Source organism: Nonomuraea africana, assembly GCF_014873535.1.
Classification (GTDB): domain Bacteria; phylum Actinomycetota; class Actinomycetes; order Streptosporangiales; family Streptosporangiaceae; genus Nonomuraea; species Nonomuraea africana.
Window position 1 is genome coordinate 2,892,093 of the sequence record NZ_JADBEF010000001.1, and the last position, 26,374, is coordinate 2,918,466.

A 26,374-nucleotide genomic window follows, 5' to 3' on the forward strand; every position below is an offset into this window, starting at 1 on the left:
AGCTTTCGGCGAGGGCTGACTCACGCGCAACCCCACCCACCGGAACCGAAGTGCCGACTTGCCAATCGGTGTCGGCACTTCGCGGCTTCTTGGGACACCGCGCGGCGTGTATGGCCAGGATGGGAATCGATTCGGGGAAGGAAAGTGCCGCTTCCACGTGTTCTCGGCACTTTCCACGTACGCATGCCCGCGGCGGCCAGCAGGCCGCCGTCCTCTTCTGAGCGTAGAAGAGAGACCTGAACCCCGTGGCGCGCACCCTGGATGAAGACGAGCTGATCGAGCATTGGCTGCTGATCGGCAAGGAGCCGGACCTGCTGACCGGCCGGCTCCGCGATTGCTACGGGCACCCCGTTCGGGAGAAGGACACTGGCCAGGCGGCTCGGTGGCGTCCGCAAGACGGAGAAAAAACATGACATAAGGTGTCGGGTTTTAGGGCGATCATGGTTTCACTGGTCGGCGTCGACGGTGGACGCGGGCGGATAGATACGGATAGATAAGGACCTCAATGCGCGAAACGCCAGAAGAGCTCAAGGAGCTGCAGGCCCTCCTCGACGCCTCCCTGTCCCGCTCCACCTCGCACCTCCGCTCGATCATCAGCACCGAGAGCACACTGACCGCGGAGCAGCTCACCCAGGTCCTGACCGGCATGTGCACGCTCGCGCTGTCCACCGTGACAGCGAAGGGCGAACCGCGGATCAGCGGCGTGGACGGGCACTTCCTGCACGGAAAGTGGCACTTCGGCACGGCGCTCACCGCCGCCAAGGCCCGCCACCTCGCCGCTCGTCCCGCCGTCAGCGCCGCGCACATGCGCGGCGAGGACCTGGGCGTGTTCACGCACGGCACGGTGGAGATCCTCAACCCCCAAGACGGCGAGCCGGCCGCGGACTGGCCGGACCTGCGCGCGTACTTCAAGGACTTCTACGGCGACGACTTCTTCGACTGGGACAACGACGTGGTCTACTACCGGCTGCATCCGCACTGGATGAGCGTCTACGCCCCCGACATCGCAAAGCTCACTGCGGCGTCCCGGTCCTGATCCGCAGCACGGGCCGCATCGGGACCGGCGCCACCGCCCACGAGAAGATCGTCGCAATCGACATCCTGTCCGACTCCGAGCGGCCGGCCCGCCTCGACCTCACCGGCCTGACGGCCTGATTCCGGCCCGCCGGTCACCTGTCCGGCGTCGGAGAGTCAGGTGGGCGTGGCGCAGGCCTCGCAGGTGGGCGCGCCGGCGAGACCGTGGTGCAGCAGGGCGGTGAGCGTGTCGACGATCTCCTCGTCCGAGATCTCGGGCCGGTGCTCGCCCGCCGTCAGCACGGCGTAGCCGAGCAGGGAGATCATCGCGCCCATCGCGGCGGCGACCAGCTCGGGCGGGCCGGGCAGGACCCGTCCCTGCTCACGCATGTGCTCCAGGTGGTCGCGCAGCGGGCCGGTCTCGGCGGTGAGGCTCTCCCACACCCGGCCCGACGCGGGCGGGCCCGCCATCATCGACTGGAACAGCGCCGCCACCACCGGCAGATGGTCGCGGAAGACGCCCCACGAGACGGCCAGGTGCGCACGGAGCTGGTCGCGGTCGGCCAGGTCGTGGTCTCTCTCGTGCGCCCCTGCGTCGAGATCCGTGTCGGCCTGCGCCTCCATGTCGCGCAGCAAGGACTGGAGGAGGTCGTCCTTGTCGGTGAAGTGGTCGTAGAAGGAACCGGTCGCCCGGCCCGCCGCCCGCGTGATGTCGGTGATCTTCGTGTTCGGGAAGCCGCGCTCCACGAACAGCCGCCGCGCCGCCTCCTTGAGCGCCGCCTCGGTGCCCGCCGCCTTCTCCTTGCGCACTCCCACCGCTTCCCCTCCGCTTGACGCGCGTCGTCGCCGCTCAGCATACTGAGTGCACTTTCACCGAATCGAAATTCACTGAATCTAAGTTCAGGAGTGTGAGTGGACGTCATCGGCGGCGGCGTGGCGGGAGCCGCGACCGCCATCGCGCTGCGCGGGATCGGTGCGGAGGTCACCGTCCACGAGGCGCATGCCGACCCGGCGGGGCAGGTGGGCTCGTTCCTGAGCCTGGCCGCCAACGGCCTGCGCGGCCTGCGCGCGCTCGGCTGCCTGGAGCAGGTGCAGGAGGCCGGCTTCGCCGTACCTGATCAGCGGATGTGGGCCGCCTCCGGCAGGCTCCTCGGCGAGGTGCCGCGCGGACGGCAGGCCGGCGACCCCCTGCTCAGCACGACGCTGATGCGCGGACGGCTGGTCGAGACGCTGCGCGAGCACGCGCGGCGGCGCGGTGCGCGGATCGTCACGGGCCGGCGGCTGACCGGGGCCGTCCCCGACGGCGACGGCGTCGTGGCGCGCTTCGCCGACGGCTCGACCGCCCGTGCCGACCTGCTCGTGGGCGCCGACGGCCTGTGGTCGGCCACCAGGACCGCCCTCGACCCGCTCGCCCCCTCCCCCGCCTACGCCGGGCTCTACAGCGTCTCCGGAATCGCCGAGGGCGTGGCCGCCAGGCCTGGCACGTTCAACATGGTCTTCGCCCGCAACGGCGCCTTCCTGCACATCGGCGCGCCCGACGGCACCGTGTGGTGGTCGGCACAGGTCGCCGAAGCCCGGCGGCCCGAACTCGAGGGCGTGAGCGACGAACAGTGGCCGGCCCGCCTCGCCGCGCTCTACCAGGCCGAACCGCAGCCGAGCGCGATCATCCAGGCGACCACCGTGCTGCACCGCCCGACCCTCATGCACACGCTGGCCGAGGTCCCCACCTGGCACGGCGGCAGGATCGTGCTCGTCGGCGACGCCGCCCACCCGGTCGGCGCGGGGCAGGGCGCCTCCATGGCCGTCGAGGATGCCGTCGTCCTCGCCCAGTCGGTGGCAGGGGCCGCCACCGTCGAGGACGGCCTGGCCGGATACGACCGGCTGCGCAGGGCGAGAGTCGGCAAGATGGCCAGGTCGGCCGCGGCCAACCGCGACGCCAAGACGACGGGCCCGCTCCGGCGCCGCCTCAACGACCTGATCATGCCCATCGTCTTCAGGCACTTCTACGACCGGGCCACCGCCTGGCTCTAGACCCACGACCTGGGCGGCCTGCCCGGCAGGCCGTGATCAGCCGTCGAGGTAGCGCAGGATCGCCAGCACCCTGCGGCTGTAACCGGGGTCGCGGGGCAGGTCGAGCTTGTCCATGATCGCGTTGACGTGCTTCTCCACGGTGCTCAGCGACACGTGCAGCCGCGCGGCGATCGCGGCGTTGACGAATCCCTGCGCGAGGTGGCGCAGCACCTCCGTCTCGCGCGGGCTGAGCCTACTGAGCGGATCGGCGTGGGTGGTGCGGGCCAGCAGCTGCCTGACCACCTCGGGGTCGAAGACCGTGCCGCCCGCCCGCACCCGCTCGAGGGAGTCGAGGAAGTCGGCCACCTCGGAGACCCTGTCCTTGAGCAGGTAGCCCAGCCCCTCGGTGGGGCCGGCCAGGAGCGTTGCCGCGTAGGTCTTCTCCACGTACTGCGACAGCACGAGCACGCCGACGCCGGGCCGGCGCTCGCGAATCTCCAGCGCCGCCCGCAGCCCTTCGTCGGTGTGCGTCGGCGGCATGCGCACGTCGACCACCGCCACGTCGGGCCGGTGCCGGTCGACCGCGTCGAGCAGCGCCGCCGCGTCGCCCACGGCGGCGACGACCTCGTGCCCCGCGTCGTCGAGCAGGCGGCTCAGTCCTTCGCGCAGCAGCACGGAGTCGTCGGCCAGGATCAGCCGCACGGCGCCGCCTTCGGCAGCCTCGCGACGATCTTGGTGGGGCCGCCCGCCGCGCTCTCGACGGTGAACTCGCCGTCGAGCGCCAGCACCCGCCTGGCCAGCCCGGACAGGCCGCTACCCGAGGGGTCGGCGCCGCCCGCGCCGTCGTCTGAGATCGCCACGCTCACCGTCCGCTCGTCCTCGGTCAGAACGACCAGGATGTCACGGGCTTCGGCGTGCTTGACCGCGTTGGTGATCGCCTCCCTGGCCACGAAGTACAGGGCGGTCTCGACCTCGGAGACGGGCCGCGCGGCCAGCCCGTAGTGGACGGTCACCGGCACGCTCGACCGCTCGGCCACCCCGGCGAGCGCGGCGCGCAGGCCCAGTTCGTCGAGGGCGGTCGGATAGATCCGCCACGCCACGCTGCGCAGCTCGTCCAGCAACTGACGCGATTCGGCGTAGGCCTGCGTGACCAGCTCGGCCGTCCTGGCCTGGTCGGCGCTGTGCCGGGCGCGGCCGAGGAGCATGGCCAGCGCCACGCCTCGCTGCTGCACGCCGTCGTGCAGGTCGCGCTCGATCCTGCGCCGCTCGTCGTCGACGGCCCTGACGATGCCCGAACGGGTAGCGGTCAGCTCGGCGATGCGCCTGCGCATCAGCTCCTGCCGGCCGGGGCCGAGGAAGTGGTCGGCCAGCCGCCGCTCGGCCGCCCCCATCGCGAGGACCCCGGCGGCGGCCAGCGCCAGGAGTACCACCGCGCCGGTCAGTCCCAGCGCGCCGCTGCTGGTCACGACCTTCACCCCGGGCAGGTTGACGGGCACGGGCTGCGACGCGCCCCTGATCAGGTCCCACAGCCCGCCGAACAGCAGCAGGCCGCCGAGGAACAGCATCGTCGCGCAGCAGTAGCCGCCGACGACGCCGAGTGTGGCCCGGGCGGCGAGGTAGCCGTAGCCGCCGCCCGGCTGCGTCGTACGATGGTCGAGCCACCTGGCCAGCCGGGCCCGCTCCAGCTCCAGCAGCCTGGCCGCGCCGCTGCCCGCTGCTGCCCGTGTGGCGGGGAACAGGAGTGCGGGCCAGGCCAGGCAGAGGAAAGCGAGCTCGACGACGCCGAGGACCATGCCCACGAGCACCCCGGCCAGCGCGCGGGCGACCCGGTGGGGTGATACGGCTGACCCGGCGTTGGCTGACATGGCGTTGGCTGACACGGGCCCAGAGTCTAGGCGTCGCGCCGGCGCAGGACGGCATAGCCCGCCGCGACCGCCGCCGCCGTCCAGACCAGCAGCCACGCCAGCCCCTCGCCCGCCGCGTAGGCGATGGGCCCGCCGGTCATGTTGTCGGTGCTGCCCATGAAGGCCAGACCGGCGAAGAGCGGCATGCGCAACGACACCTCGATCGCCGCCGGGCCGCCCGCCATCAGCAGCATCAGCGGCAGACCCATGAGCAGCATGAACGCCACGGTCAGGGTGCCGGCCGCGTTGCGCATGGCCGTGCCGACGCCGAGCGTCATCACCGAGATCAGGGCGAAGAAGACGCCCACCCGCAGCAGGTCGAGCACGACCTCCCCGAGCGGCAGCGCGGCGTGGCCGCCGAACTGGTCAAGGGAGAGGACGACGTAGCCGGCCACCGTCGCCAGCGCCCCCGACAGCACGCCCGCGACGAACATCACCGGCAGCGCCACCAGCGCCTTCGCGGCCAGCATCCGCCCCCTGATCGGGGTGGCCTGGAGCGTGCTCCTGATGCTGCCCGAGGCGTACTCCGAGGTGATCATCAGCATCGCCGGCGCGACCAGCGCGAACTGGACGAACGAGGTGGCCGAGACCACCGGCTCGCTCGCGGTGAAGCGAGCCGCCGCCACGCCTTCGCGCATCAGATCCGTGGCCGTCGACGCGCCCAGCGTCAGCGCGCTGAGCACCATGAGCACTGCCGCGCCCGCCAGGCACCACCAGGTGGAGCGGACCGACCACAGCTTCGCCCACTCGGCGCCGATCACCTGCCGCATGTCACACCTCCGCCTTCTGCGCGCCGTACTCCACGCTGCTCGCCGTCAGTTCCTGGTAGGCCTGCTCCAGGGAGGCCTCGCGGGTGCGCAGCTCGTGCAGCCTGATGCCCGCCTCGTGGGCCAGGTCGCCGACGCGCTCGATCGCGACGCCGGTGGCGACGAGCTCGTTCTCGCCGAGCCGTTCCACCGCGACGCCACGCGCGCCGAGCCGTACGGACAGGTCGGCGGCGTGCGGGGTGCGCACGACGACGGCGGTCAGCGAGCTGCGCGCGATGACCTCCGCCAGCGGCGCGTCCATGATGAGCCGCCCCTTCCCGACCACGACCAGGTGATCGGCGGTGAGCTGCATCTCGCTCATCAGGTGGCTGGAGACGAACACCGTGCGCCCCTCGTCGGCCAGCGAGCGCATCAGGTGGCGGACCCACCGCACGCCGTCGGGGTCGAGTCCGTTGACGGGCTCGTCGAACATCACCACCTCGGGATCCCCCAGCAGCGCGCAGGCGATCCCGAGCCGCTGGCTCATGCCCAGCGACAGCGCGCCCGCCCGGCGGCGGGCCGCGCTACCGCCGAGACCGACCGTCTCCAGCACCTCGTCCACCCTGCGGCGGTGGATGCCGTTGCTGCGCGCCATCGCCACCAGGTGCGCGTGCCCGCTACGTCCCGGGTGCAGCGCGCGGGCGTCGAGCAGTGCGCCGACCTTCCGCAGGGGGTGGCGGATCCGGTGATACGGCACGCCGCCGATGAGCGCGGAGCCCGCCGTGGGCCGGTCGAGGCCGAGGATCAGGCGCATCGTGGTCGACTTGCCGGCCCCGTTGGGACCGAGGAACCCCGTCACCGCGCCCGGCTTCACCTCCAGCGTCAGGTCGTCGACCGCCGTCCTGTCGCCGTAGCGTTTGCACAAGCCCTTGAGACTGATCACGTCGGCTCACGCTAGGCGGCCCCGTGCGCGGCGACCATGGGGGCCGGCCGCCTGTCTCAATGGCGGAAAACCGTAGTGACTCCTCCACCCCGTAAACCGGGTGGCTTCTCGCTACACCGCGCGGGCGTCGCGCAGGACCAGCCCGGCCCTGAGAATGTTGCTCGCCGCGACAACGTCGGCGTTGGCGGCATGACCACAGACCACGCAGACGAAGTCGGCTTGGGTTTTGCGGTTCTCGCCTGACACGTGCCCACAGATGGGGCAGGTACGGGAGGTGTCGCGGGGGTTCACCGAGATCACTTCCCGACCGGCGCTTTCAGCCTTGTTGGTGAGGATCGCGAGGAACACCCCCCAACCCGCGTCCAGAATGTTCTTGTTCAGCCCAGCCTTTGCCGCCGACCCGTTCGAGAGGAACACGCCCGCCTGGTCGGGGTCCGGCTTCGGTGCCGGGCTCTTGGTCATGTTGGCGATGCGTAGATCTTCGACCGTGATCACATCCGCCGCGCGGACCAAGGCCAAGGCGGTCTTATGCGCGTGGTCGGTGCGCCGGCGCGCGACCTTGCGGTGGATCTTCCCGATCCGTCGCGCGGCTTTCCGCCGCCGCGCCGAGCCCCGCCGGGTACGGGCGTAGGCCTGCTGCGCGGCAGTTAGTTCCCTCTCAGCGGTCAGCCGGTAACGAGGGTGGGGGATGTGCCCGCGCTCGTCGGTGAGACCGTCGATCGGCGCGCTGAGGCTGGCGAAGTGGACGACGCCCATGTCCAGGCCGACCTGGCGGCCGGACGGCGGGAGCGGTCGCGCGGATACCTCATCGCAGGAGACGATCACGTACCAGCGGGAACCTTCCCGCTTGACCTCGATCTGCTTGACCCGCCCGGCGATCGGCCGGTGCTGGTGCACCTTGAGGTGTCCGATCCCGTGCAGGCGGACGAACGTCGCGCTCGGGTGGTGAGGTTGGGAGTCCCATTTCGCGCCGTCGCCCTCAACGAAGGTGACCGTGTCGAACCAGCCCCGCCCTTTGAAACGCGGGTAGCCCGGCTTCTGCCCTGCCTTGACCCGGCGGAAGAACGCCTCGAACGCCCGGTTCAACCGGCGCAGCGTCTGCTGCTGACTGGTGAACGACCAGCGGCCCTGCCCCTGCGCATCCGCCGCCCGGATCTCCTTCAGCTGCGCGGACTGCTCCCCGTACCGGATCGACACCCCTGCCCGTCGGTAGGCCTCCCGCCGCTCTTGCAGGGCAGCGTTATACAGTCCGCGGTGATCGTCCAGCATCGCCGACAGTGCGATCTCCTGGTGCCGGGTCGGCCGCAGCAGAAACTTAAACGACCTACGCACCCGCGCCCCCGCTCTTGGCCCGGGGGACGCGCTCATACCGGGTCTCGATGTAGCGCTGCACCGTGTGCGCGCTGAGCGCGCCCACCGACGCGACGAAGTACGAGCGTGACCACAGGGTCGGGAGCCGGGATCTCAGGTGCGGAAACTCGGCGCGCAGGTGGTGGGAGGTGAAAGCCTTGAACTGGTTGGCCACGTACGACGGCGAGTTCTTCGGGTGGGGTTTCACCAACAGCTGCACGTGATCGGGCATCACCTCCAGGGCGATGATCTCCCAGTCGTGCTCGGCGGCCTTGGCACCGATCAGCTCCTCCAACCGGGTCTTGACCCGGCCGCTCAGGACACGGCGCCGGTACTTGGGGCACCACACCACGTGATAACCCAAGTCGTAGGCCGCAGCAGGGGAAGTCCGCACCCGACGAGACACCTGATCAGTATAAGAGCATTACTCTTATAACAACAGCGGGATCGCCGGACAGGGCGCCAACGCGCTGCCCCAGGCACGCTCAGGCCCCAGAGGGCCTTCCCGCTCGGCATTCCCCCGCTCCCTGAAGGGAGCGGTCCCCTGCCTTCGACTTGATGGGTCAGGCGAGAACGCCCTCCTCGGCGCTGACCAACTCGGCGATCGTGGCGAAGAACGCGGCGATGCCGGGCAGGTTGCCGCCTTTGCGGCGGGAGGCGGCGAAGTCGTCCGCCGAGCGCCACTCCACGATGTCCAGCCACTCGTCGCCGGGCAGCCGGACCAGACGGGCGCTGAGGAAACCGTCCCTGTCGGCGAGGAAGTCGGCCAGCATCCCGGGACGCGCGGCCAGCATCGCCTCGGTCCGCTCCGGTGCCACCTTGAACCGGGTCAGCTCGACGGTCGTGCTCATCGGGGTCTCCTTCGATCGCATGTATGAAGAGGACCCTATAGTCACTGCCCTAGATAGTCAATTTTAGTGACTACCTACTTCCTGAGCAGCTCGATCAGGGCCGAGATGCTCTGCTCCCGGCGGCCCTCGGCGACGGCCCGCCTCAGCAGCTCGTTCATGGGCTCCTGCCAGGAGGTGTCGACGTTCGCCTCCTGGTCCAGCCCCCGCTCCCCGGCGAGTCCGTCGTAGAAGACGCCGATCGAGGAGAAGGGCCTGGAGTAGTCCCCGCTGTCGATCTCCTCCGCCAGCGCGGGCATGACCGAGCCGATCATCTCCAGCCATTTCACGGCGTACGGCACCATCGTGCTCGCCGTCAGGCCGCGCGCCGTGACGAGAGCGGCGCCCTGGAAGAAGCCGACGAGGGCGGGCAGCAGGGTGGCGCCCACCGCGGTCTCGTAGAGCGCGGCGAGATCGGGCTCCGCGCCGAGATGGACGGTGTGCCCGCCCATCACCCTGAGCGTCGCCTCGTGCCGGTCGAACACGGCCTTGTCGCCGCCGTAGTAGAGAAGCGTGTCCGCCTTCCCCACGGCCGCCGGCACGTTCTTGATCGCCCCGTCGAGGAACAACGCACCGCGCGCGGCCGCCCACGCGGCCATCTCACGGGCGCCCGCCGGGACGCCGCTGTTCAGGGTGACAAGCGTGCGACCGGCCAGCGCGGCGCCGGCCGGCTCCAGCACCTGGAGGGTGACCTCATACGTGCTCAGCACGGAGATGATCAACGGACTCGCGGTGAGCGCGTCCGCGATCGTCTCCGCCCGCACCGCGCCCTTCTCCACGAGGGGCCTGGCCTTCCCCTCGCTCCTGTTCCACACCGTCGTCGGGTGGCCCGCCTCGATGAACGCCTCGGCCAGCGCCGTACCCATCGAGCCCAGCCCGAGGATGGTCACCGGCGTGCGGTTGTCGGTTGTCATGTGCTGCTCCAGTCAAAGTCGTCAGTGACGTGCTCGATCCATGCTGGTGGCTTCACAGACATTTCCTCAAGTACCTACAATTTCACCAGGTACTGACCTTTTTGTTCGTGGGGGTGCTGGTGAAGAAGCGGGTCTACACGTGCGGGCTGGACGCGGCCATCGACGTCATGGGCGGCAAGTGGAAGGGGCTGATCCTCTTCTCGCTGCACGAAGGGCCCCTGCGCTTCGGCGAGCTGAGGCGGTCGGTGCCGGGCATCAGCGAGCGGGTGCTGATCCTTCAGCTGCGGGAGATGGAGGCCAGCGGGCTGGTGCATCGCGAGGTCTATCACCAGGTCCCGCCGAAGGTGGAGTACTCCCTGACCGACTTCGGCCAGTCGCTCAACACCGCGCTCATGCCGCTCGGCGAGTGGGGCGAGGAGAACATGGAGCGCATCCAGGCCATCCCCTGACCAGGCGTCACCAGCCGGCGAGGTGCTCCGGCCGTACGCCCAGGCCGATGAAGCGGCCCATGACATGGCGCAGCGGCGGCAGCGTCCGGAACGCGGTGAAGATCAGCGGTACGTGCTCGGTCGTGTCGTCGGCCAGGTCCTTGGGGTAGAGGTCGCGCAGGATCCCGAGCTGGAAGGCTTGGGTGACCTTCGCGGCCCGCTCCCTGCGCGACTGCACGCTGGCGAGGTCGGCCTCGGCGGGGACGCCAGGGCGCAGCAGCACGGGGCCTAGCAGGTTGGCCGTGGCCACCGCGTCCTGCACCGCCAGATTGATGCCCACGCCGCCGGCCGGCGACATCGCGTGGGCGGCGTCACCGATGCACAGCAGCCCGGGCCGGTGCCAGCGCTTCAGCCGGTCGACCCTGACCGTCAGCTGGTGGACCTGGTCCCAGTCGTCGATCAGCTCGACGCGGTCGCGCAGGGCGGGCGCCAGGGCCGCGATCCGTTCCCTGAACGCGGGCAGGCCCGCCGCTCTGAGCTCGGTGAACGCGGCCGCCGGGATCGCGTACGCGAGCTGCCAGAACGCGCCCCTGTCGATGGAGATCAGCGCCCCCTTGCCGCCCTGGAAGAACGGCACCTGATCGCCTTCGCGGCGAGGGAGGTGGAACCACAGGACGTCCATCGGGGGCGCGCCGGCCGTGGGCTCCAGGCCGGCCCGCGCGCGGACGGTGGAGTGGCGGCCGTCCGCGGCGATCACCAGGTCGGCCCGCACCTCGACCGGCCCGTCGGCGGTGGTGGCCAGGACACCGACGACTCGTCCGTCGTCCAGGACCAGCTCGGTCGCCTCGGTGCTGCGCAGCAGGCGGAAGGTGGGGTACGCCATGGCCTTGCCCGCCAGGAAGTCGAGGACGTCCCACTGCGGCATGAAGGCGATGTACGGGCAGCGCACCTTCAGCCGGCTGAAGTCGGCGAAGGTGACGGCCTGGCCGCCGAGGTTAACGGTGACGTCGGTCATCCTGGTGTGCGGCAGCCGCAGGAACTCCTCGATCCAGCCCAGCTCGGCGATCAGTTCCAGGGTGGAGGGGTGGACGGTGTCACCCCTGAAGTCCCTGAGGAAGTCGGCGTGCTTCTCCAGCACGATCACCTCGACGCCCTGGCGGGCCAGCAGCAGCCCGGCCATCATCCCCGCGGGCCCACCGCCGACGACGCAGCATCTCGTGGTCTCGGTACGCATCAGGTCTCACCTTTCGTCCGGGAACAACAACTCGACCAGGCGCTCGACGTCGACAGGGGATCCGGTCCTGCGGCTGACGGCGACGGTGGCGAACACGGTTCGGGCCGCCGTCGCCGTGTCGTGCGGGCGCAGCTCGCCGGCCGCGACCCGCGCGGCCAGGAAGTCGCCGATCAGCCGCTGCCCTTCGCGCACCAGCTCCGCCATCGCCGCGCGCGCGTGGGTGGCGCTGAAGAACACCGCCACCAGGTCGGCGTTGTCGGCGAGCAGACCGTCGAAGGCCGCCAGCAATTCGGTCAGCACCTCGGTGGCGGGCCTGGCGTCGCGGCCGGTGGCCGTCAGCAGCTCGCGAAGCCGCGGCAGGAAACCCCGCTCGGCGAGCAGCGTCTCGACCAGGGCCTCCTTGCTCTCGAAGTACCGGTACAGCAGGCCGGGCGTCACCCCCGCCGCGTCTGAGATGTCCTTGACCGACGCGCCGTCCACGCCTTTGGCGGCGAAGACCCGCAACGCCGCGTCGAGCAACTGCTCCCGCCGCCACTCCGCCTGTTCCCGTCGGGTCCTCGTCATCGTCCCATCCATTGAATAAACATTTACTCAACAAGATAGGCCGTCGACGCCGCGAACGCAACGCAAGCGATCGCCTCATCACCGGGGCGGAGACACCAGGCCCTCGTCGTAGGCGATGATGACGAGCTGGACCCGGTCGCGGGCGTCGAGCTTGGCCAGCAGGCGTGTCATGTGCGCCTTGACGGTGGCCACGCTGATGAACAGATCCGCGACGATTTCGGCGTCCGACCTGCCGCGTCCGACGAGGGTCCGCACTTCACGTTCCCGCTCGGTGATGCCCACGAGCGTGTGCGCGGCGCGGCGGCGGGCTCGGGACGCCCGGCGCTCGATCGCGCGTGAGGCCCAGTGCGATCAGAGCGTCACCGGCGGCGACGACGCGGATCGCACCGAGGATGTCGTCCAGCGCCAAGTCCGGGGTGGGGACCTGAAACGAAAATGTGAAGACATCATCTCGGCGGTGGGGAGGTGGGCAGGCGGGCGCACAAGCCGTCCAGGATCATGGCCAGGCCGTGTTGGATGGTCTCCTCCCCCTTGGCTGCTCTGCGCGATGCGCCTGAAGGGGGCAGTGGGCTGGCGAGATTGCCTCTCTGGCCGGGATGAGCTCGGACTGTCTGAGCGGCTACAGCCGTCAGCTTCCGGCAGAGGTCCTCGCGGTGGCGATGAGCCCGATGAAGGCCGGCCCGCGCAGCCGTACGGCCGCCTGGCGTAGGCGGGGACCGAAGGTGTCCGCCCGCGAACACCATGTCGCCGATGGCGACGGCCGTGGCGGCGACAGCGGCAGCGGCTCATTGGTCTTGTCGGTGGGCGCGCCTTCGTGAGACCCGACGATGGTCGATGGTGGCGATGGCGGCCAGTACGACCACGACGGCGGTCATGGCGGCCCAGCCCGCGAATGACGCTCCTATTCCTACAGGCACGACGCACACTGCTCCGACGACGCGATCGGTAATCCGTCCGCTCTTCAGCATGGCGCGGTAGGTCGCGTGTCCGGCGAGGAAGATCGCGGCACCGCAGCCCAGCCACCATGGTGAGACATGCCCGTGGATGTGGTGGATGGCGTCGGTGATGCCGACCGCGACGAGGATGACGCCGATGATCATCACCAGGTGAGCACCGGTGAAGGCGTAGTAGGCCAGCATCTGACGCTGATATGGGGTGGCCCTCTCGAACTCCGCCTCGGCCCGGACTTCGTCCCCGTCGAAGTACACCCACCACAGTCCCGCCGTCACCGCGATGCCCAGGGCCACTCCGAGCGCAAGGGGCAGGTCGACCGCGCGGCTTGGCGAACTCTCGGCGCCGATGCCGATGGCCACCACCGATTCGCCCAGCACCACGATCAGGAGAAGCGCGTGGCGTTCCACGAAGTGGTGGGGCTCGATGATGAATCCGTGGATGCGTCCCAGGAACGGGGACAGGTACAGGGTGGGTACGGCGGCGACCCAGCAGACCCAGGTCCATGTCTCGGGCAGGTGCGGCGCGATGAGCACGAGCACGCCTGCTGCGGCGTTGAACGGCGCGTTGCGCAGGATGGCGCGCCGGGCCGACGGGGCGCTGGCGGTGAGGTAGACAACGCAGTGGATGGCGACCACGGCCAGGTACGCGAGGGGAAAGGCCCACCCCTCGGGTTCGAAGGCATGGGGGACGGACAGACCCATGATGAAGAAGGCCATCATCGCGAGAGTCAGCAGAAGCCGTACCGGGACCACGTCGGGCCGCACCGCGTTGGTGAGCCAACCGAACGCGCTGAACATCCACCACACGACGATCATGGGCAGCAGCCCCTTGAGGAGCCCTTCCCAACCGGGATGCGCCTCCACCGCGTGCGTCACCTGGGTGACCACGAAGACGAACACCAGGTCGAAGAAGAGCTCCATCGGAGTCACTCGGCCGCTTGTGCTCTCGGAGGTCCACAGCCGCAGACGAACCCCGGGCGACGTCATCTGTTCCTCCCCTTCGTCCGGTATCGGCGGCCAAGTGGACGGGAGCTACCAGCGCAACCGGGTGGTTCGGCCGGTCCCACCTGAGCCCGTTACGTCGGGCTCAGGCGGGATCTCCTTTTCGCTCGTGGCTCGATGGTCTGTCAGAGCAGCTGGTCGATGGTGATCGGCAGGGAGCGCATGCGCCGCCCCGTGGCGTGGTAGACGGCGTTGCCGATGGCCGCCGCCACACCGACCAGGCCGACCTCCCCGACGCCCTTGGTGCCGACCGGGGTCGCCCGGTCGGGTTCGCCCACGAAGATCACGTCCATGTCCGGGACGTCGGCGTTGACGGGCACCAGGTAGTCGCCGAACGTCGCGTTCGCGATGCGCCCGGTCCCCTGATCGGTGGCCGTGTCCTCGAAGAGCGCCTGCCCGATGCCGCCGACCGTACCGCCGATGATCTGGCTGGTGGCCGTCTTCTCGTTGAGGATGCGCCCGCCGTCGATCGCCGAGACCACCCGTGTCACCCGCAGCAGCCCCAGGTCCGGGTCGATGCGGACCTCGACGAACTTCGCTCCGAACGCGCCGGCGATGGCCATCCCGAGTTCCTCGGAGCGGGGCGGGGTGCTCCTGCCGTCGGCGCTCAGTTCTTCCAGGCCGTGGCGGGCCAGGATGTCGGTGTAGGACTCGCCCAGCTCGGGGGCGCCGGTGCGATGGATGCGTCCCTCGCTGACCGTGACGTCGTCGAGCTTGGCCTCGCGCAGCGGCGAGTCCATGTCGTCGCGGACCAGGTCGAGAAACTCCCGCACAAGACGCCAACAGGCGGCATGCACGGCGTTGCCGAGGGCTCCGGTGAGGCCCGAGCCGCCCGCCTGTGGCGAGTAGGGCATGTCGGAGTCACCGAGGTCGAAACGCACCCGTGAGGTGTCCAGCCCCAGGAGTTCGGCTGCCAGCTGGGTCATGACCGTATAGGTGCCGGTTCCGATGTCGGTGGCCGCGCTGCGTACGAACGCCGATCCGTCGCGGTGCACCGAGGCGCGGGCCTGGCACGGCACCTGGTAGCTGGGATAAGAGGCACCGGCCAGGCCGTAGCCGACCAGCCAGCGTCCGTCGCGCATGCTCCCCGGTTCGGGGGTGCGCTGCGACCAGCCAAAACGCTCGGCGCCTCGCCGGTAGCACTCCTGCAGCGCGTTGCTCGACCAGGGCAGGCCGAACAGCGGATGTTCGCCCGCGTAGTTGCGCAGGCGGAACTCAAGCGGGTCCATGCCGAGGGCATGGGCCAGTTCGTCGATGGCCGACTCCAGGGCGAAGTTGCCCTGGCCCTCGGCGGGGGCTCGCATGGACCCCGGGCACGGAATGTTGAGCCGTACCTGCCGATCCCGGGTCCGGACGTTGGGGCAGGCGTAGGAGACAGCCGAACAGAGGGAGACCGGTTCGTAGTCATCGTCCTCCATCGCCACCGTCGAGGTGCCGTGGTGCTCGATGGCGATCAGGTCTCCGGCTCTGCTGGCCCCGATCTTGATGTGCTGGACGCTGTTCGGCCGATGGCCCACGGAGGTGAACATCTCGGGCCGGGTGAGCACGAGTTTCACCGTCCGCCCGACCTCACGCGCGGCCAGCACGGTCAAGATGACGTGGGGCCACATGCGCAGCCCGGCGCCAAAGCCGCCGCCCACGTAGGGGGCCAGGACCCGGATGCCGCTCTCCGGGATCTTGAAGATCGCCGCGAGGGAGGCGCGGACGTTGTGGGGCCATTGGGTGGAGTCGTGGACGGTGAGCGAATCGCCGTTCCAGGCGGCGATCGTGGCCATCAGGCCGAGCGGGTTGTTGGTGTTGTCGGGGGTGGTGTAGGTGCCCTCCACCACGACGTCGGCGGCGGCGAAGCCGGCGGCCACGTCGCCGCGCTCGCTGTCCAGACTCCAGGGGTCGGTGAGGACTTCCGCTCTGGGGTCGTCGACGTCGAGCAGGGCCTCGGTGCTTTCGTACTCGACCCGCACGAGCGACGCGGCGTGCCTGGCCTGCTCCGCGGTGGTGGCCACCACGATGGCGACATGTTGCCCGTAGTGCAGGATGCGATCGTCCTGGAGCGGAGCCGGCGGGGACGGCCCCAGCAGCGTCATCGGCCCGCGATCCAGTCTCGGTGCGTTCAGGTGGGTGATGACGGTCAGCACCCCCGGAGCGGCCTGAGCCTGCGAGGTATCGATGGCACGGATCCGCCCGGCGGCGATGATGCTGCGCACCAGGGCGGCGTGAGCCATGCCGGCATAGCCGAAGTCGTTGGGGTAGTGTGCCTTGCCCGTCACCTTCAGCGGGGCGTCCACGCGGTCCAGGCCTGCGCCGATGACCGCGATCGTTGGGGAGATCGTTGGAGATGTGGTCATGATTCCGCTCCTGCGATGATCTCCAGGGTGCGCACCAGGGTCCGTTTGGCCAGGTCCACCTTGAACGCCGTGCCTGGGTGCGTCCTGGCTCCCTCCAGGGCGGCGTCCGCCGCCGCGCGGAAGGTGTCACGGCGCGCGGGCGCTCCGCGCAGGACGTCCTCGGCGCCCCACGCCCGCCATGGGATCGTGCCGACGCCGCCCAGGGCCACCCGGGCCTCCCGGATGATCCCGTCCTCCATCACCAGAGCGGCACCGGCCGAGGTCAGCGCGAACTCGTACGAGACGCGGTCGCGGACCTTCAGGTAGTGAGACCGTGCTCCCTCCGGGAGAAGGGGCACCTCGACCGCGGTGATCAGTTCGCCGTGCTGCAGCACGTTCTCGATGTGCGGGGTATCCCCCGGTGGGAGGTAGAACTCGGTCAGCGGGATGCTGCGCGGACCGTTCACGCCCTGAACGTGGACGAGAGCGTCCAAAGCCGCCAGCGGGACCGCGACATCGGAGGCGTGCAGGGCAATGCAGTGCTCACTGGTGCCCAGGATGGCGTGCATGCGGGCGAAACCGGTGATGGCCGCGCACCCCGATCCCGGAGCACGTTTGTTGCACGCCGCGACGGTCGGGTCTCGGAAGTAGCGGCACCGGGCCCGCTGCAGCAGGTTGCCCCCGATGGTGGCCATGTTGCGCAGCTGGGTGGAGGCTCCGAGCAGAAGGGCTTCCCGGACGAAGGGCAGGCGCTCGACCACGATGGGGTCGGCGGCCAGTTCTTCCATGGTGGTCAGCGCGCCGACGCGGATCGCCGAGCCGGTGTGCGTGATGCCGCCCAGCGGCAGCCGGGTGATGTCGACAAGCCGCTCGGGGCCTAGCACGCCGTCCTTCATCAGGTCCAGCTGCGTGGTGCCGCCTGCGAGAAAGGAGGTGTTCGGGTCGGCGCTGACCATGGCCACGGCCTGACCGGCATCGGTGGCTCGGACATATTCGAATGGACGCATCGTCAACCCCCCGCAGCCACTTCGCGAATCGCCGCGCGGATGTTCGGGTAGGCCCCGCAGCGGCAGATGTTGCCGCTCATGAACTCGCGGATGTCCTCTTCCGACTCCGCCCGGCCCTCCGCCAGCAGCGACACCGCTGACATGATCTGTCCAGGAGTGCAGTAGCCGCACTGGAACGCATCGTGCCGGGCGAAGGCCGCCTGCACAGGATGTGGTGCTCCTCCCTCGGACAGGGATTCGACGGTGGTGACCTCATGGTCCTCGCACTGGGCGGCGAGCATCAGGCACGACACCACGCGCTTGCCGTCGACCAACACGGTGCAGGCGCCGCAGGCACCCTGGTCGCACCCCTTCTTCGCCCCGGTGAGAGCCAGGTGGTCGCGCAAGGCGTCCAGCAAGGTAACACGGGCGTCGAGCCGCAGTCGGTGGGAGGTGCCGTTGACGTGGAGGGTGACTTCAACCTGTGGCACCTCGGGCGGTGCCTCGTCGTACGGGTGTGCCGTACTTTCCGCTGTGGTCATGCCGTCTCGATTCCGAGTTCTTGATCGAACTCCTGCCGCGCGTGATTGAGATTGCGTGTCACCGGCTGCAACCGCCAGGCGATGATGGGCCGCCATGCCGGGTGGTCGAGGGTCAGGCCTTGAGGAAGGCCAGCAGGTCGGTGTTGAAGTCCTCGTTGTACGAGCCGACCAGGCCGTGCGGGGCGCCCGGGTAGACCTTGAGGGAGGCGTCCTTGACGAGCTCGGCCGTCTTTTTGGCCGAGGCGCCGATGGGCACGATCTGGTCGTCGTCACCATGGGCCACCAGCGTCGGCACGTCGAAGCGCGCCAGGTCCTGCGTGAAGTCTGTTTCGGAGAACTGCTTGATGCAGTCCAGCGCGCCCTTGAGCCCGCACTGCATGCTCATCAGCCAGAAGGCGTCGCGGACCCCTTGCGACACGGTCGAGCCGTCGCGGTTGGCACCGTAGAAGGGGAAGCTGAGGTCCTTGTAGAACTGGGAGCGGTCCGCCAGCACGCCGGCCCGGATGTCGTCGAAGACGCTGATCGGGAGCCCGTCGGGGTTCGCCTCCGTCTTGAGCATGAGCGGCGGGACCGCGCCCAGCAGAACCGCCTTGGACACCCGGGAGGTGCCGTGGCGGCCGATGTAGCGGGCCACCTCGCCGCCGCCGGTGGAGTGGCCGACCAGGATCGCGTCGCGCAGGTCCAGTTGCTCGATCAACTGGGCGAGGTCGTCGGCGTAGGTGTCCATGTCGTTGCCGTGCCACGTCTGGGAGGAGCGCCCGTGCCCGCGCCGGTCGTGGGCGATCCCGCGGAAGCCGCTGGAGGCGACGAGGCGGAGCTGGTCGTCCCAGGCGTCGGCGTTGAGCGGCCAGCCGTGGCTGAAGACGACCGGCTGGCCGATGCCCCAGTCCTTGTAGAAGATCTCGGAGCCATCGGTCGTGGTGATGAACGGCATTGCGGAACCCCATGGTCGGATGGAGCGGCCGACGAACCTCGGCGCGCTGTCACCCGTCCGACGCTAGCCACGGAATGCCGATATCTGGATATACCGAACCAATTACGCGAATAGCCCATACGGTTTCTTGACCTCTCGTCGTTACATCTCGCTCGCGCGGCCCCGCCGGACAGGGTCGCCCTGTTGGCGGTGCTGATGTGCGTGGCCGCCTGCCGCGTCCACGAGGGCGGAAAAGCGCTCGCCGACCGCGCTCGCGGCCCGTTAGTGTCGCGCGGATGAGTAGCGTTCCTCTGCCCCTGCTCTGGCTGTGTGGGCCGTCGGGTGTCGGGAAGTCCTCGGTCGGCTGGGAGGTGTTCACGCAGCTGAGCCGGGATGGTGTCAGGACGGCGTTCGTCGACGGCGACCAGATCAGCCTGTGCCATCCCGTTCCCGAGGCCAGCGGTCAGCGGATCCGAGCGCGGAGTCTCGCCGCGATGTGGCCCCACCTCCGGGCGGAGGGGGCGCAGTGCGTGGTCCTGTCCAGCTGGGTCAACACCTTCGAGGAGGTGCGGGCGTGCACGGCACTTCTCCCGGATGCCGCGCTGACCCTGTGCCGGCTCCGCGTCGACCCCGCTGAGCTCGAGGAGCGGTTTCTCAAGCGGGGATGGCGGCCGGACCTGGTGGCGGGGGCCATCGCCGAGGCGGCGGACCTCGACCGTGGCGACCTGCCCGGGCTGCGCGTGGACACCGACGGGCTGGGCGTGGCCGAGGTGGCGAGGATCGTCCGCGAGCGAGCCGGTGGGTGGCCGGGCGCGGTCCCGGCCGCGACGCCCAGCGGCTCCGTTCCCCGCCCGCCGGATCCACCCGTTGACGCCGCCCCGGCCCCGGTGCTGTGGTTCTCCGGCGCCACGGCCGTCGGCAAGTCGGCGGTCGGTTACGAGGTCTTCACGCAGATCTTCAGGGCCGGCGTGCGAGCCGCCTACGTCGACGTGAAGCAGCTCGGCGCGCTGCGTCCCGGGACTGGCTCTCATCGTCTCCAGGCGCGCAACCTCGCGGCCGTCTGGGCCGGATATCGCGCGGAGGGGGCGCGCTGCCTGATCGTCTCCGGGGAGGGCGACTCCGACGACACCGTCCGCGGTTACGCCGAGCTGCTTCCAGGCACGGCGATGACGGTGTGCCGCCTGCACGCAGGGCCTGCCACGCTGGCCGAGCGGGTCGCGCGGCGCGGTGCGGGTGAGGGGCCGGCGCTGCCGGGCGACCAGTTGAGAGGGCTGGACTCCGCCGCCCTGCGTCGCGCCGCCGAGCGGGCCGCGCGCGATGCGGCGGCGCTCGATCGCGCCGGGGCGGGTGACCTGCGCATCGACACCGACGGCCGGTCGGCGCAGGAGGTGGCGGCGCAGGTCCGGGCGCTTCTGCCCGGCACGTGGGCGGATCTCTCGCGCAGCTGACGTGACCTGATCATCCGGTTGCCGCGGTCCTGCTCCGCTCCTCGGCGAGGTCGTTGACCAGCCCCGGCCCGTCTTGCGGCGCTCACCGTTCCAGGTCAGCGGTGACAGGAAGTGTTCCACGGCGGATCGGTGTTTTCCGAAAAGATCGATTGGCTCGAACAGTCAGGAAGGCAGAGATGATCAGGGATTTTCCGGCTCGTGTACGGGAACTCGTCGCCGAACTCCAGTCCGTCCCCGACCTCGTCATGGACTCGTGCCACATCGGGCAGGGCGCCGCCAGGGAACTCACGGCCGAGGACGCCGACGTGATTCGCTCCGCCATGGGGGACGGCGCCGTCGAAGACGTTCGGGGGTATCTGCTCGGCACTGATCACATCCAGGTCGCCTGGCACCTGGATGACCACTCCGTCTACGGAGAGTTCCACCTCAAGGATCTGCGGAACTGCCTGGCAGGCGGTTACCTCCCGTACGCGGACGCGCGCCTGTCACCGGTCGAACAGCGGGTGATGGGAGAGGAGCTGAAGACGCTCGAGGAAGCCCCGGGTTCGGGCCGCCTCACGGCACTGCGGTTGCGCCTGGAGGCCGAATGCCGGGAGCTGTGGTTCTACGACACGAACCACCGGCGGCTGGCGTTGCTGGATCTCGACTATCCGTCCTACCTGGAGAACCTGCTGATCACGAAGGGGATCCCGGGGTGGCAGTACCTCTTCACCGACACGGACATCAGGCACAGGGAGTTCCACGCCATCGTGCGTCAGCTGGAACGGTCGTTGGACTCGTTTCCCGACCTGTTCCCCCATCATGACTACAGCGACCTGCGTGAACGCCTGGAAGCCCGGCTGTGATCCCGGGTCAGCCGCTCAGGTATCGATCCAGCCCGCAGCTCGAGCCGGCTACCCCGCACGACGCTCGTCGGTCTGCATCCGCCATTGGCGTCCGATGTGTCGAACGAGCGCTGGGTCCACGATGTAACGACGGAACGGCTTGATCGTGGCCATGTAGGCCTTGCCGAGCAGTCCGTTCGGCTTCACCAGCACGGCCATCTGGCCACGGTGGCCACCGGCCTCGTCCGGGACCCAGCCGATGTGCATCACCGTGTGCACCGTCCGGTTGGCCATCTCCGCCGCCCACTCGTTGTCCGTCAGGTGAGGTGTGTGCGGTGTTCGGCAGCTTCATTCGTGGACCTCCGTGTCGGTGTGCGGCGGCGGGGTGGAAGCCCGTACGGCCTGCGGTTCGGTCGTGATGGGCGCGGGCGGCAGACCGAGGACGCCCCGCACCGCCCTTTCGGCGAGCTCGACGTCGAAGGGGGCGTGCCCGGCGAGCGGAATCGTGACCCCCTCGAGGGCGCCGAGATAGGCGCGGGCCATCGCCTCGGCCGGTGGCCCGGGCGGGATCGCGCCACTCCTGCGTCCGGCAGCGATCCAGTCGGCGCACTCGGCGAGGAACTCGCCGCTGATCTGCGCGATCGCCCGGCCAACCGGATGGTCCTGCCCGGCGAACTCGACCCTCAGCGCCATCAGCACGCGGGCCACGTCGCGGCGGCAGTAGACGGCGTGGCCCCGCGCGATCGTCAGCAGCGCTTCGACGGGGTCTGCCTCATCGGCGACCAGCCGGCCGACCTCGGCGTTCCAGGTCTCCTCGACCCACTTCACCACCGCCAGCGCCAGCTCTTCCTTGTTGGCGAACAGGTGGTACAGGGCGCCGCGCGTGTAGCCCGCCTCGCTGGCCACGCGCTCCAGCACCAGGTTCGCGTAGCCATACGTGGACAGCCCCCGCGCCGCCGCCTCCAGCAGCGCGCTCCTGGTCCTGGCCCGCCTGTCAGCCTGGGTACGGCGGGCGCCGTCCGATCTCGTCGTCTCTGCCATCGTCCTCCCTCCCCTACGAATTCAACATACATACATGCACGCATGTTACGCAATTCAAGGCAGGACCCGAATGGCGATGATCGCACCCGCCTCCCGGGCCCGTCGGCACCGTCCAAGGGGGGCCAGGTCGGCGACGCGTACCCCCAGGCATTGCATGAACATGCGTTGCAATGCATACTCTTCTCTCATGTCCAAGGTTCTCACCTCCCTGCCCACCGGCGAGCGCGTCGGCATCGCCTTCTCGGGCGGCCTCGACACCTCGGTCGCCGTCGCGTGGATGCGCGACAAGGGTGCCGTCCCGTGCACCTACACCGCCGACATCGGCCAGTACGACGAGCCCGACATCGCCTCGGTGCCCGGCCGCGCCCTGGCGTACGGCGCCGAGATCGCGCGCCTCGTCGACTGTCGTGCGGCGCTGGTCGAGGAGGGCTTGGCCGCGCTGACCTGCGGCGCGTTCCACATCCGCTCGGGTGGGCGGGCCTACTTCAACACCACGCCGCTCGGTCGCGCCGTCACGGGAACCCTGCTGGTCCGGGCGATGCTCGAGGACGACGTGCAGATCTGGGGCGACGGCTCGACGTTCAAGGGCAACGACATCGAACGGTTCTACCGGTACGGCCTGCTCGCCAACCCCCACCTGCGCATCTACAAGCCCTGGCTCGACGCGGACTTCGTCTCCGAGCTCGGCGGCCGCAAGGAGATGTCGGAGTGGCTGCTCGCCCACGACCTGCCGTACCGCGACAGCACCGAGAAGGCCTACTCGACCGACGCCAACATCTGGGGCGCCACCCACGAGGCCAAGACCCTGGAGCACCTCAACACCGGCATCGAGACCGTGGACCCGATCATGGGTGTGCGGTTCTGGGATCCGGAGGTCGAGATCGCCACCGAGGACGTGACCATCGGTTTCGACCAGGGGCGCCCGGTGACGATCAACGGCAAGGAGTTCGCCAGCCCGGTCGAGCTGGTGATGGAGGCGAACGCGATCGGCGGACGGCACGGCCTGGGCATGTCCGACCAGATCGAGAACCGGGTGATCGAGGCCAAGAGCCGCGGCATCTACGAGGCGCCAGGGATGGCGCTGCTGCACGTGGCGTACGAACGGCTGGTCAACGCGATCCACAACGAGGACACCCTGGCGACCTACCACAACGAGGGGCGGCGGCTCGGCCGGCTGATGTACGAGGGTCGCTGGCTCGACCCGCAGGCGCTGATGCTGCGCGAGTCGCTGCAGCGCTGGGTCGGCACGGCGGTCATCGGCGAGGTGACGCTGCGGCTGCGGCGCGGTGACGACTACTCGATCCTGGACACCACCGGCCCGGCGTTCAGCTACCACCCGGACAAGCTGTCGATGGAGCGCACCGAGGACTCGGCGTTCGGCCCGGTGGACCGGATCGGCCAGCTCACCATGCGCAACCTCGACATCGCCGACTCGCGCGCCAAGCTCGAGCAGTACGCCCGCCTCGGCATGGTCGGCACCACCCATCCCGCGCTCATCGGCGCCGCCCAGGCGGCCTCGACCGGACTGATCGGCGCGATGCCGCAGGGCGGCGCCGAGGCCATCGCCTCACGCGGCACGGTCTCCGACGAGGACGAGATGCTCGACCGCGCCGCGATGGAGTTCGGCACCGACTGATCACACGACAGCTCCATGGCCAACGGTTGGCCATGGAGCTGGACGTCAGGGCGAGCGAGTCCCGGCACGATCCCGGTCTCGTCGAAGAGCCGCTCGATCGCCTCGACGGTGAAGTGGCAAGGGATCAGGTAGAGGGTTGAGGCGGTCCAGCCCCAGCCGGGTCAGGCTGGCGTCGAACGCGCGGCATGCGGGGCGCCGTTGTTCAGCGTGAGGGCCGGTACGGTCATCACTCGCCCTGCTTGAGCTCGTCGAGCAGCGACGGGCGGTGCGGCCGCCAGCCCAGCTCGCCGCGGGCCCTGGCGGCAGTGGCGACCTGGTCGAGCAGGAACGGCCGGACCATCACTCCCCAGTACCGTTCGGCGTCCGCGGGATCCCACGCCTCCACCCGCGCGCCGTGGCCCCCTTCTCGACGATCAGCCGTTCGAGCAGGTCTCATGACATCAGTCCCCACAGCATGTCGGCCCCGGTCTCGACCGTCCACGTCGCGGTGAGCCTGCCCTCGTCGGCGAGCCGGCTCATCAGCCGGGTGCTGCCGTGGTGCCAGTTGCGCACGCCCTGCTGGAGCGCTTCACCGAGCGGGCCGCGAGCATCTCACGAACACCACCACATCCGAGTCCTCGCCGGCCCGCAGCCAGCCGGACCGCTCGTAGAGCCGGACGGCGTCCGGGGCCTTCGGTGAGGTCAGCAGCCAGCTGCGGCGCTGACCGCACAGCAGGTCGAGAATCCGCCCGGCCAGGCCTTGCCCGCGCGCGTGCGGGGCGACCGCCAGTTCGTCCACCTCCAGCGCGCCGACGAGGAGCTCGGCCGTCCGGTCCGGGCCGAGGGCCGCGCGCACCTTGTCGTAACTGCGCCCGGTGGGGAACGGCGAGGCGGTCGGCCACGCCGTACCGAAGCCACAGGGTCTCTCGCCCTCGCCGGCCAGAACCGCCCGGAAACCCGGCCGGTCGGCGTCGGCGGTGAGCCGGTCACGAAAGGCGACGACCGCGTCCTCGCCCTCCTGCCACGGCGGGCCGGTGAACGCCTCGCGGTAGACGCTCACCAGCTCGGCCCGCCGTACGAGCGCCTGCTCGCCGGTCAGCAGGTCGATTCTCACGCCGGCGCCTGCACCTTCCCGATGCCCAGCGTGCTGGTCATCGGCAGGAGGCCGGACTCGAAGGCGGCGCCCAGCAACGGGAGGTTCAGCTGGGCCAGCCGTTCGGCGCGCTCGGCGCCCAGCGCCCGCCACGGACCGGCGGCGAGGTCGTCGGTCATCCGCTCCACCTGATCGCGCAGCCGCCGTCCCTGCTCGGTGGCCTGGCCGTCGCCGTCGACCAGCCCGCGGGCGGCCAGCCGGTCCTGCGCCGCCGCCCACTCCTGCTCGCTCCAGCCGCGTCCGGCGAAGTTCGCCACGGGAGCCGCGCCGATCGCGGCAAAGGAGACCAGCGCCTCGCAGCCGTTGAGATCGGCGGCCATCAGCGCCGCCAGGTGCCCGTCGCCGCGATGCTCGCGCAGCACCGTGTAGGCCTGCCAGAGCACGAGATGCGCCTCATCCGGCCAGGGCAGGTCGAGGTTGGCGGCGGTCAGCGGCCGGTGCGCCACGCTCACGCTCTCCGCCGCCCGCCTGGCCAGCTCCGCCGCCTCGGCGACGTCAGGACTGTCGAGCCGGTCGCCGAGCAGGGCGCGGTAGGTACGGTCCACCGCCCGCAGCCGGGCGTCCAGGACCTTCTCGGGAGTGGCCGTCGCCCAGATCGCCGGAACGTACTCGGCGACCATGGCCGGGCTGAAGCTGTAGGCGGTGGCGGTGACCAGCCGCGGACCGGCGGCCCCCAGTGGCGCCCAGCGCCAGGCGAAGTAGCTCGGCCACCGCGACTCGACGTCGTAACCGAGTAGTGCCGCCTCCTCGAACGCCTGGGGCGAGAAGTACAGCATGGCGTGCACCGGCTCGATCTGGTGCCACATCCGGCGAGAGAGGCCCGCGAATTCCGACATCATTACCTCACTGTCTAGATAGACTACGCCAGTGACTGTAGATCCCTGGCGCATCACTGGTCAACCACAAATAGACAGTTATGTCGAACGGCACGTGCAGCGCGCCGTCCTTCTGGTGAACGAGCTGGCCGTCGACCAGGCGCACGGACGGAAGGTCGCGCCGCCGGCCACGGGACCGGACCGCCGGACGGCCATCCAGGAGGCGCTAGCCACGGCCGGACTGCCACGGAGCGAGTCACTGACGCCTGCCGACGCCGACGCGCTCGCGGTCGTCGCAGCCGAGCTGCGACCCGTCTTCGGCGCGGGCGCACGCACCGAATCCATGATCGAAGGTCTCAATCAGCTGCTGGTACGGCATGCGGCCGTGCCCAACCTGCACGGCCAGCCGGACCGGCCACCCGTCCTGGCCTTCCATCGCGCCGACGCGAGCCTGGTCGACGCCTGGACCGCCGACGCGGCCACAGCGCTGGCCATGGTCATCGGCGTCGGACAGGGCGCGAGACTCCGGTCCTGCGAGGCCACGAGCTGCGCGCGGACCTTCTTCGACACCACGCGCAACGCCTCCCGCAGGTTCTGCGGCCTGTCGTGCCAGAACCGCGCCAAGGCCAGCGCCTACCGCCAGCGCCGGGCGGCGAAGACGGACTGAGTCGCGACTGACGAACGGCTCAGCCGCTGATCGACACCGGTGGGCTCACCGCACAACCAGCCACGGCTGTCGGCCGGTTTGCCAAGATCAGGTGCTG

30 protein-coding genes are annotated in these 26,374 nt (G+C 70.0%); 8 read left to right on the top strand and 22 right to left on the bottom strand.

All coding sequences use genetic code 11. From position 1 onward, the window contains the following. Positions 1–245 precede the first annotated feature (245 nt). Positions 246–413, top strand: coding sequence for a hypothetical protein (locus H4W81_RS13595; protein WP_192775138.1), 168 nt, complete (start codon positions 246–248; stop codon positions 411–413). A gap of 92 nt (positions 414–505) precedes the next feature. Then, on the top strand, positions 506–1,036 hold the full coding sequence (locus H4W81_RS13600) for a pyridoxamine 5'-phosphate oxidase family protein (RefSeq protein ID WP_192775139.1): 531 nt from the start codon (positions 506–508) through the stop codon (positions 1,034–1,036). 155 nt (positions 1,037–1,191) lie between these two features. Here H4W81_RS13600 and H4W81_RS13605 read toward each other — a convergent pair whose 3' ends face one another. Continuing rightward, on the bottom strand, positions 1,192–1,830 hold the full coding sequence (locus H4W81_RS13605; RefSeq protein ID WP_192775140.1) for a TetR/AcrR family transcriptional regulator: 639 nt from the start codon (positions 1,828–1,830) through the stop codon (positions 1,192–1,194). Between the two features lie 96 nt (positions 1,831–1,926). Between H4W81_RS13605 and H4W81_RS13610 the strand changes: the two genes are divergently transcribed. Beyond that, the gene (locus H4W81_RS13610; protein WP_192775141.1) at positions 1,927–3,045 is read left to right on the top strand and encodes an FAD-dependent monooxygenase; all 1,119 of its coding nucleotides are present in this window, start codon (positions 1,927–1,929) and stop codon (positions 3,043–3,045) included. Between the two features lie 36 nt (positions 3,046–3,081). Here H4W81_RS13610 and H4W81_RS13615 read toward each other — a convergent pair whose 3' ends face one another. The 8 genes from H4W81_RS13615 to H4W81_RS13650 all read right to left on the bottom strand — a co-directional run bounded on the left by H4W81_RS13615 (position 3,082) and on the right by H4W81_RS13650 (position 9,768). Next, positions 3,082–3,726, bottom strand: a complete 645-nt coding sequence (locus H4W81_RS13615) for a response regulator (protein ID WP_192775142.1) — start codon at positions 3,724–3,726, stop codon at positions 3,082–3,084. Next, complete coding sequence (locus H4W81_RS13620; protein WP_318781720.1) at positions 3,717–4,904, bottom strand: sensor histidine kinase; 1,188 nt, start codon at positions 4,902–4,904, stop codon at positions 3,717–3,719. Before H4W81_RS13620 ends, H4W81_RS13615 begins: the two co-directional genes overlap by 10 nt. 11 nt (positions 4,905–4,915) lie before the next feature. Beyond that, a complete protein-coding gene (locus H4W81_RS13625; protein WP_192775143.1) occupies positions 4,916–5,698 on the bottom strand; it encodes an ABC transporter permease in 783 nt (260 codons plus the stop codon). Position 5,699: 1 nt separating this feature from the next. Then, positions 5,700–6,617, bottom strand: coding sequence for an ABC transporter ATP-binding protein (locus tag H4W81_RS13630; RefSeq protein ID WP_192775144.1), 918 nt, complete (start codon positions 6,615–6,617; stop codon positions 5,700–5,702). Between the two features lie 111 nt (positions 6,618–6,728). Continuing rightward, a complete protein-coding gene (locus H4W81_RS13635; RefSeq protein WP_192775145.1) occupies positions 6,729–7,985 on the bottom strand; it encodes an RNA-guided endonuclease InsQ/TnpB family protein in 1,257 nt (418 codons plus the stop codon). Next, entirely contained in the window at positions 7,942–8,361 is a 420-nt protein-coding gene (tnpA, locus tag H4W81_RS13640; protein ID WP_420538752.1) for an IS200/IS605 family transposase, read from the bottom strand. The genes H4W81_RS13635 and tnpA overlap by 44 nt, the downstream gene beginning before the upstream one ends. A 169-nt stretch (positions 8,362–8,530) precedes the next feature. Next, positions 8,531–8,818 carry an antibiotic biosynthesis monooxygenase family protein gene (locus H4W81_RS13645; RefSeq protein ID WP_192775147.1) on the bottom strand — a complete coding sequence of 96 codons (288 nt, stop codon included), beginning with the start codon at positions 8,816–8,818 and terminating at the stop codon, positions 8,531–8,533. 74 nt (positions 8,819–8,892) lie between these two features. Then, positions 8,893–9,768: an NAD(P)-dependent oxidoreductase gene (locus tag H4W81_RS13650; protein WP_192775148.1), complete on the bottom strand. Its 876-nt coding sequence runs from the start codon at positions 9,766–9,768 to the stop codon at positions 8,893–8,895. A 167-nt stretch (positions 9,769–9,935) separates the two neighbouring features. Here H4W81_RS13650 and H4W81_RS13655 point away from each other — a divergent pair, with 167 nt between their 5' ends. Beyond that, positions 9,936–10,217: a winged helix-turn-helix transcriptional regulator gene (locus tag H4W81_RS13655; RefSeq protein ID WP_192780786.1), complete on the top strand. Its 282-nt coding sequence runs from the start codon at positions 9,936–9,938 to the stop codon at positions 10,215–10,217. Positions 10,218–10,224: 7 nt separating this feature from the next. Here H4W81_RS13655 and H4W81_RS13660 read toward each other — a convergent pair whose 3' ends face one another. The 8 genes from H4W81_RS13660 to H4W81_RS13695 all read right to left on the bottom strand — a co-directional run bounded on the left by H4W81_RS13660 (position 10,225) and on the right by H4W81_RS13695 (position 18,735). Further along, entirely contained in the window at positions 10,225–11,430 is a 1,206-nt protein-coding gene (locus H4W81_RS13660) for an FAD-dependent oxidoreductase (RefSeq protein ID WP_192775149.1), read from the bottom strand. Between the two features lie 6 nt (positions 11,431–11,436). After that, positions 11,437–11,994 carry a TetR/AcrR family transcriptional regulator gene (locus H4W81_RS13665; protein ID WP_192775150.1) on the bottom strand — a complete coding sequence of 186 codons (558 nt, stop codon included), beginning with the start codon at positions 11,992–11,994 and terminating at the stop codon, positions 11,437–11,439. 78 nt (positions 11,995–12,072) lie between these two features. Next, positions 12,073–12,249, bottom strand: a complete 177-nt coding sequence (locus H4W81_RS47140) for a response regulator transcription factor (protein WP_318781721.1) — start codon at positions 12,247–12,249, stop codon at positions 12,073–12,075. Positions 12,250–12,779: 530 nt separating this feature from the next. Beyond that, positions 12,780–13,868, bottom strand: coding sequence for a low temperature requirement protein A (locus H4W81_RS13675; RefSeq protein WP_192775151.1), 1,089 nt, complete (start codon positions 13,866–13,868; stop codon positions 12,780–12,782). Between the two features lie 206 nt (positions 13,869–14,074). Continuing rightward, positions 14,075–16,294: a xanthine dehydrogenase family protein molybdopterin-binding subunit gene (locus H4W81_RS13680; RefSeq protein ID WP_192775152.1), complete on the bottom strand. Its 2,220-nt coding sequence runs from the start codon at positions 16,292–16,294 to the stop codon at positions 14,075–14,077. Next, the gene (locus H4W81_RS13685) at positions 16,291–17,280 is read right to left on the bottom strand and encodes an FAD binding domain-containing protein (protein ID WP_192775153.1); all 990 of its coding nucleotides are present in this window, start codon (positions 17,278–17,280) and stop codon (positions 16,291–16,293) included. Before H4W81_RS13685 ends, H4W81_RS13680 begins: the two co-directional genes overlap by 4 nt. Positions 17,281–17,282: 2 nt before the next feature. After that, positions 17,283–17,801, bottom strand: coding sequence for a (2Fe-2S)-binding protein (locus tag H4W81_RS13690; RefSeq protein ID WP_192775154.1), 519 nt, complete (start codon positions 17,799–17,801; stop codon positions 17,283–17,285). A 112-nt stretch (positions 17,802–17,913) separates the two neighbouring features. Next, on the bottom strand, positions 17,914–18,735 hold the full coding sequence (locus H4W81_RS13695; RefSeq protein ID WP_192775155.1) for an alpha/beta fold hydrolase: 822 nt from the start codon (positions 18,733–18,735) through the stop codon (positions 17,914–17,916). 275 nt (positions 18,736–19,010) lie between these two features. Between H4W81_RS13695 and H4W81_RS13700 the strand changes: the two genes are divergently transcribed. Together H4W81_RS13700 and H4W81_RS13705 are read left to right on the top strand one after the other, a co-directional pair. Next, positions 19,011–20,162, top strand: coding sequence for an ATP-binding protein (locus H4W81_RS13700; protein WP_192775156.1), 1,152 nt, complete (start codon positions 19,011–19,013; stop codon positions 20,160–20,162). A gap of 176 nt (positions 20,163–20,338) precedes the next feature. Further along, complete coding sequence (locus H4W81_RS13705; protein WP_192775157.1) at positions 20,339–21,007, top strand: hypothetical protein; 669 nt, start codon at positions 20,339–20,341, stop codon at positions 21,005–21,007. 48 nt (positions 21,008–21,055) lie between these two features. On the opposite strand, the gene H4W81_RS13710 is transcribed toward H4W81_RS13705, so the two are convergent. Together H4W81_RS13710 and H4W81_RS13715 are read right to left on the bottom strand one after the other, a co-directional pair. Continuing rightward, entirely contained in the window at positions 21,056–21,307 is a 252-nt protein-coding gene (locus tag H4W81_RS13710; RefSeq protein WP_225959651.1) for a DUF2867 domain-containing protein, read from the bottom strand. Between the two features lie 27 nt (positions 21,308–21,334). Further along, a complete protein-coding gene (locus H4W81_RS13715) occupies positions 21,335–22,027 on the bottom strand; it encodes a TetR/AcrR family transcriptional regulator (protein WP_192775159.1) in 693 nt (230 codons plus the stop codon). Between the two features lie 187 nt (positions 22,028–22,214). Here H4W81_RS13715 and argG point away from each other — a divergent pair, with 187 nt between their 5' ends. After that, the gene (argG, locus tag H4W81_RS13720) at positions 22,215–23,663 is read left to right on the top strand and encodes an argininosuccinate synthase (RefSeq protein ID WP_192775160.1); all 1,449 of its coding nucleotides are present in this window, start codon (positions 22,215–22,217) and stop codon (positions 23,661–23,663) included. 226 nt (positions 23,664–23,889) lie between these two features. Here argG and H4W81_RS13725 read toward each other — a convergent pair whose 3' ends face one another. The 3 genes from H4W81_RS13725 to H4W81_RS13735 form a co-directional block, all read right to left on the bottom strand. Continuing rightward, positions 23,890–24,099: a Rossmann-fold NAD(P)-binding domain-containing protein gene (locus H4W81_RS13725; RefSeq protein WP_192775161.1), complete on the bottom strand. Its 210-nt coding sequence runs from the start codon at positions 24,097–24,099 to the stop codon at positions 23,890–23,892. Between the two features lie 132 nt (positions 24,100–24,231). Then, positions 24,232–24,756, bottom strand: coding sequence for a GNAT family N-acetyltransferase (locus tag H4W81_RS13730; RefSeq protein WP_318781722.1), 525 nt, complete (start codon positions 24,754–24,756; stop codon positions 24,232–24,234). Then, entirely contained in the window at positions 24,753–25,631 is an 879-nt protein-coding gene (locus H4W81_RS13735; protein WP_192780788.1) for an SCO6745 family protein, read from the bottom strand. Before H4W81_RS13735 ends, H4W81_RS13730 begins: the two co-directional genes overlap by 4 nt. A gap of 31 nt (positions 25,632–25,662) precedes the next feature. On the opposite strand from H4W81_RS13735, the gene H4W81_RS13740 reads away from it, so the two are divergent. Continuing rightward, positions 25,663–26,277, top strand: coding sequence for a CGNR zinc finger domain-containing protein (locus H4W81_RS13740; protein WP_318781723.1), 615 nt, complete (start codon positions 25,663–25,665; stop codon positions 26,275–26,277). Positions 26,278–26,374: the final 97 nt, after the last annotated feature.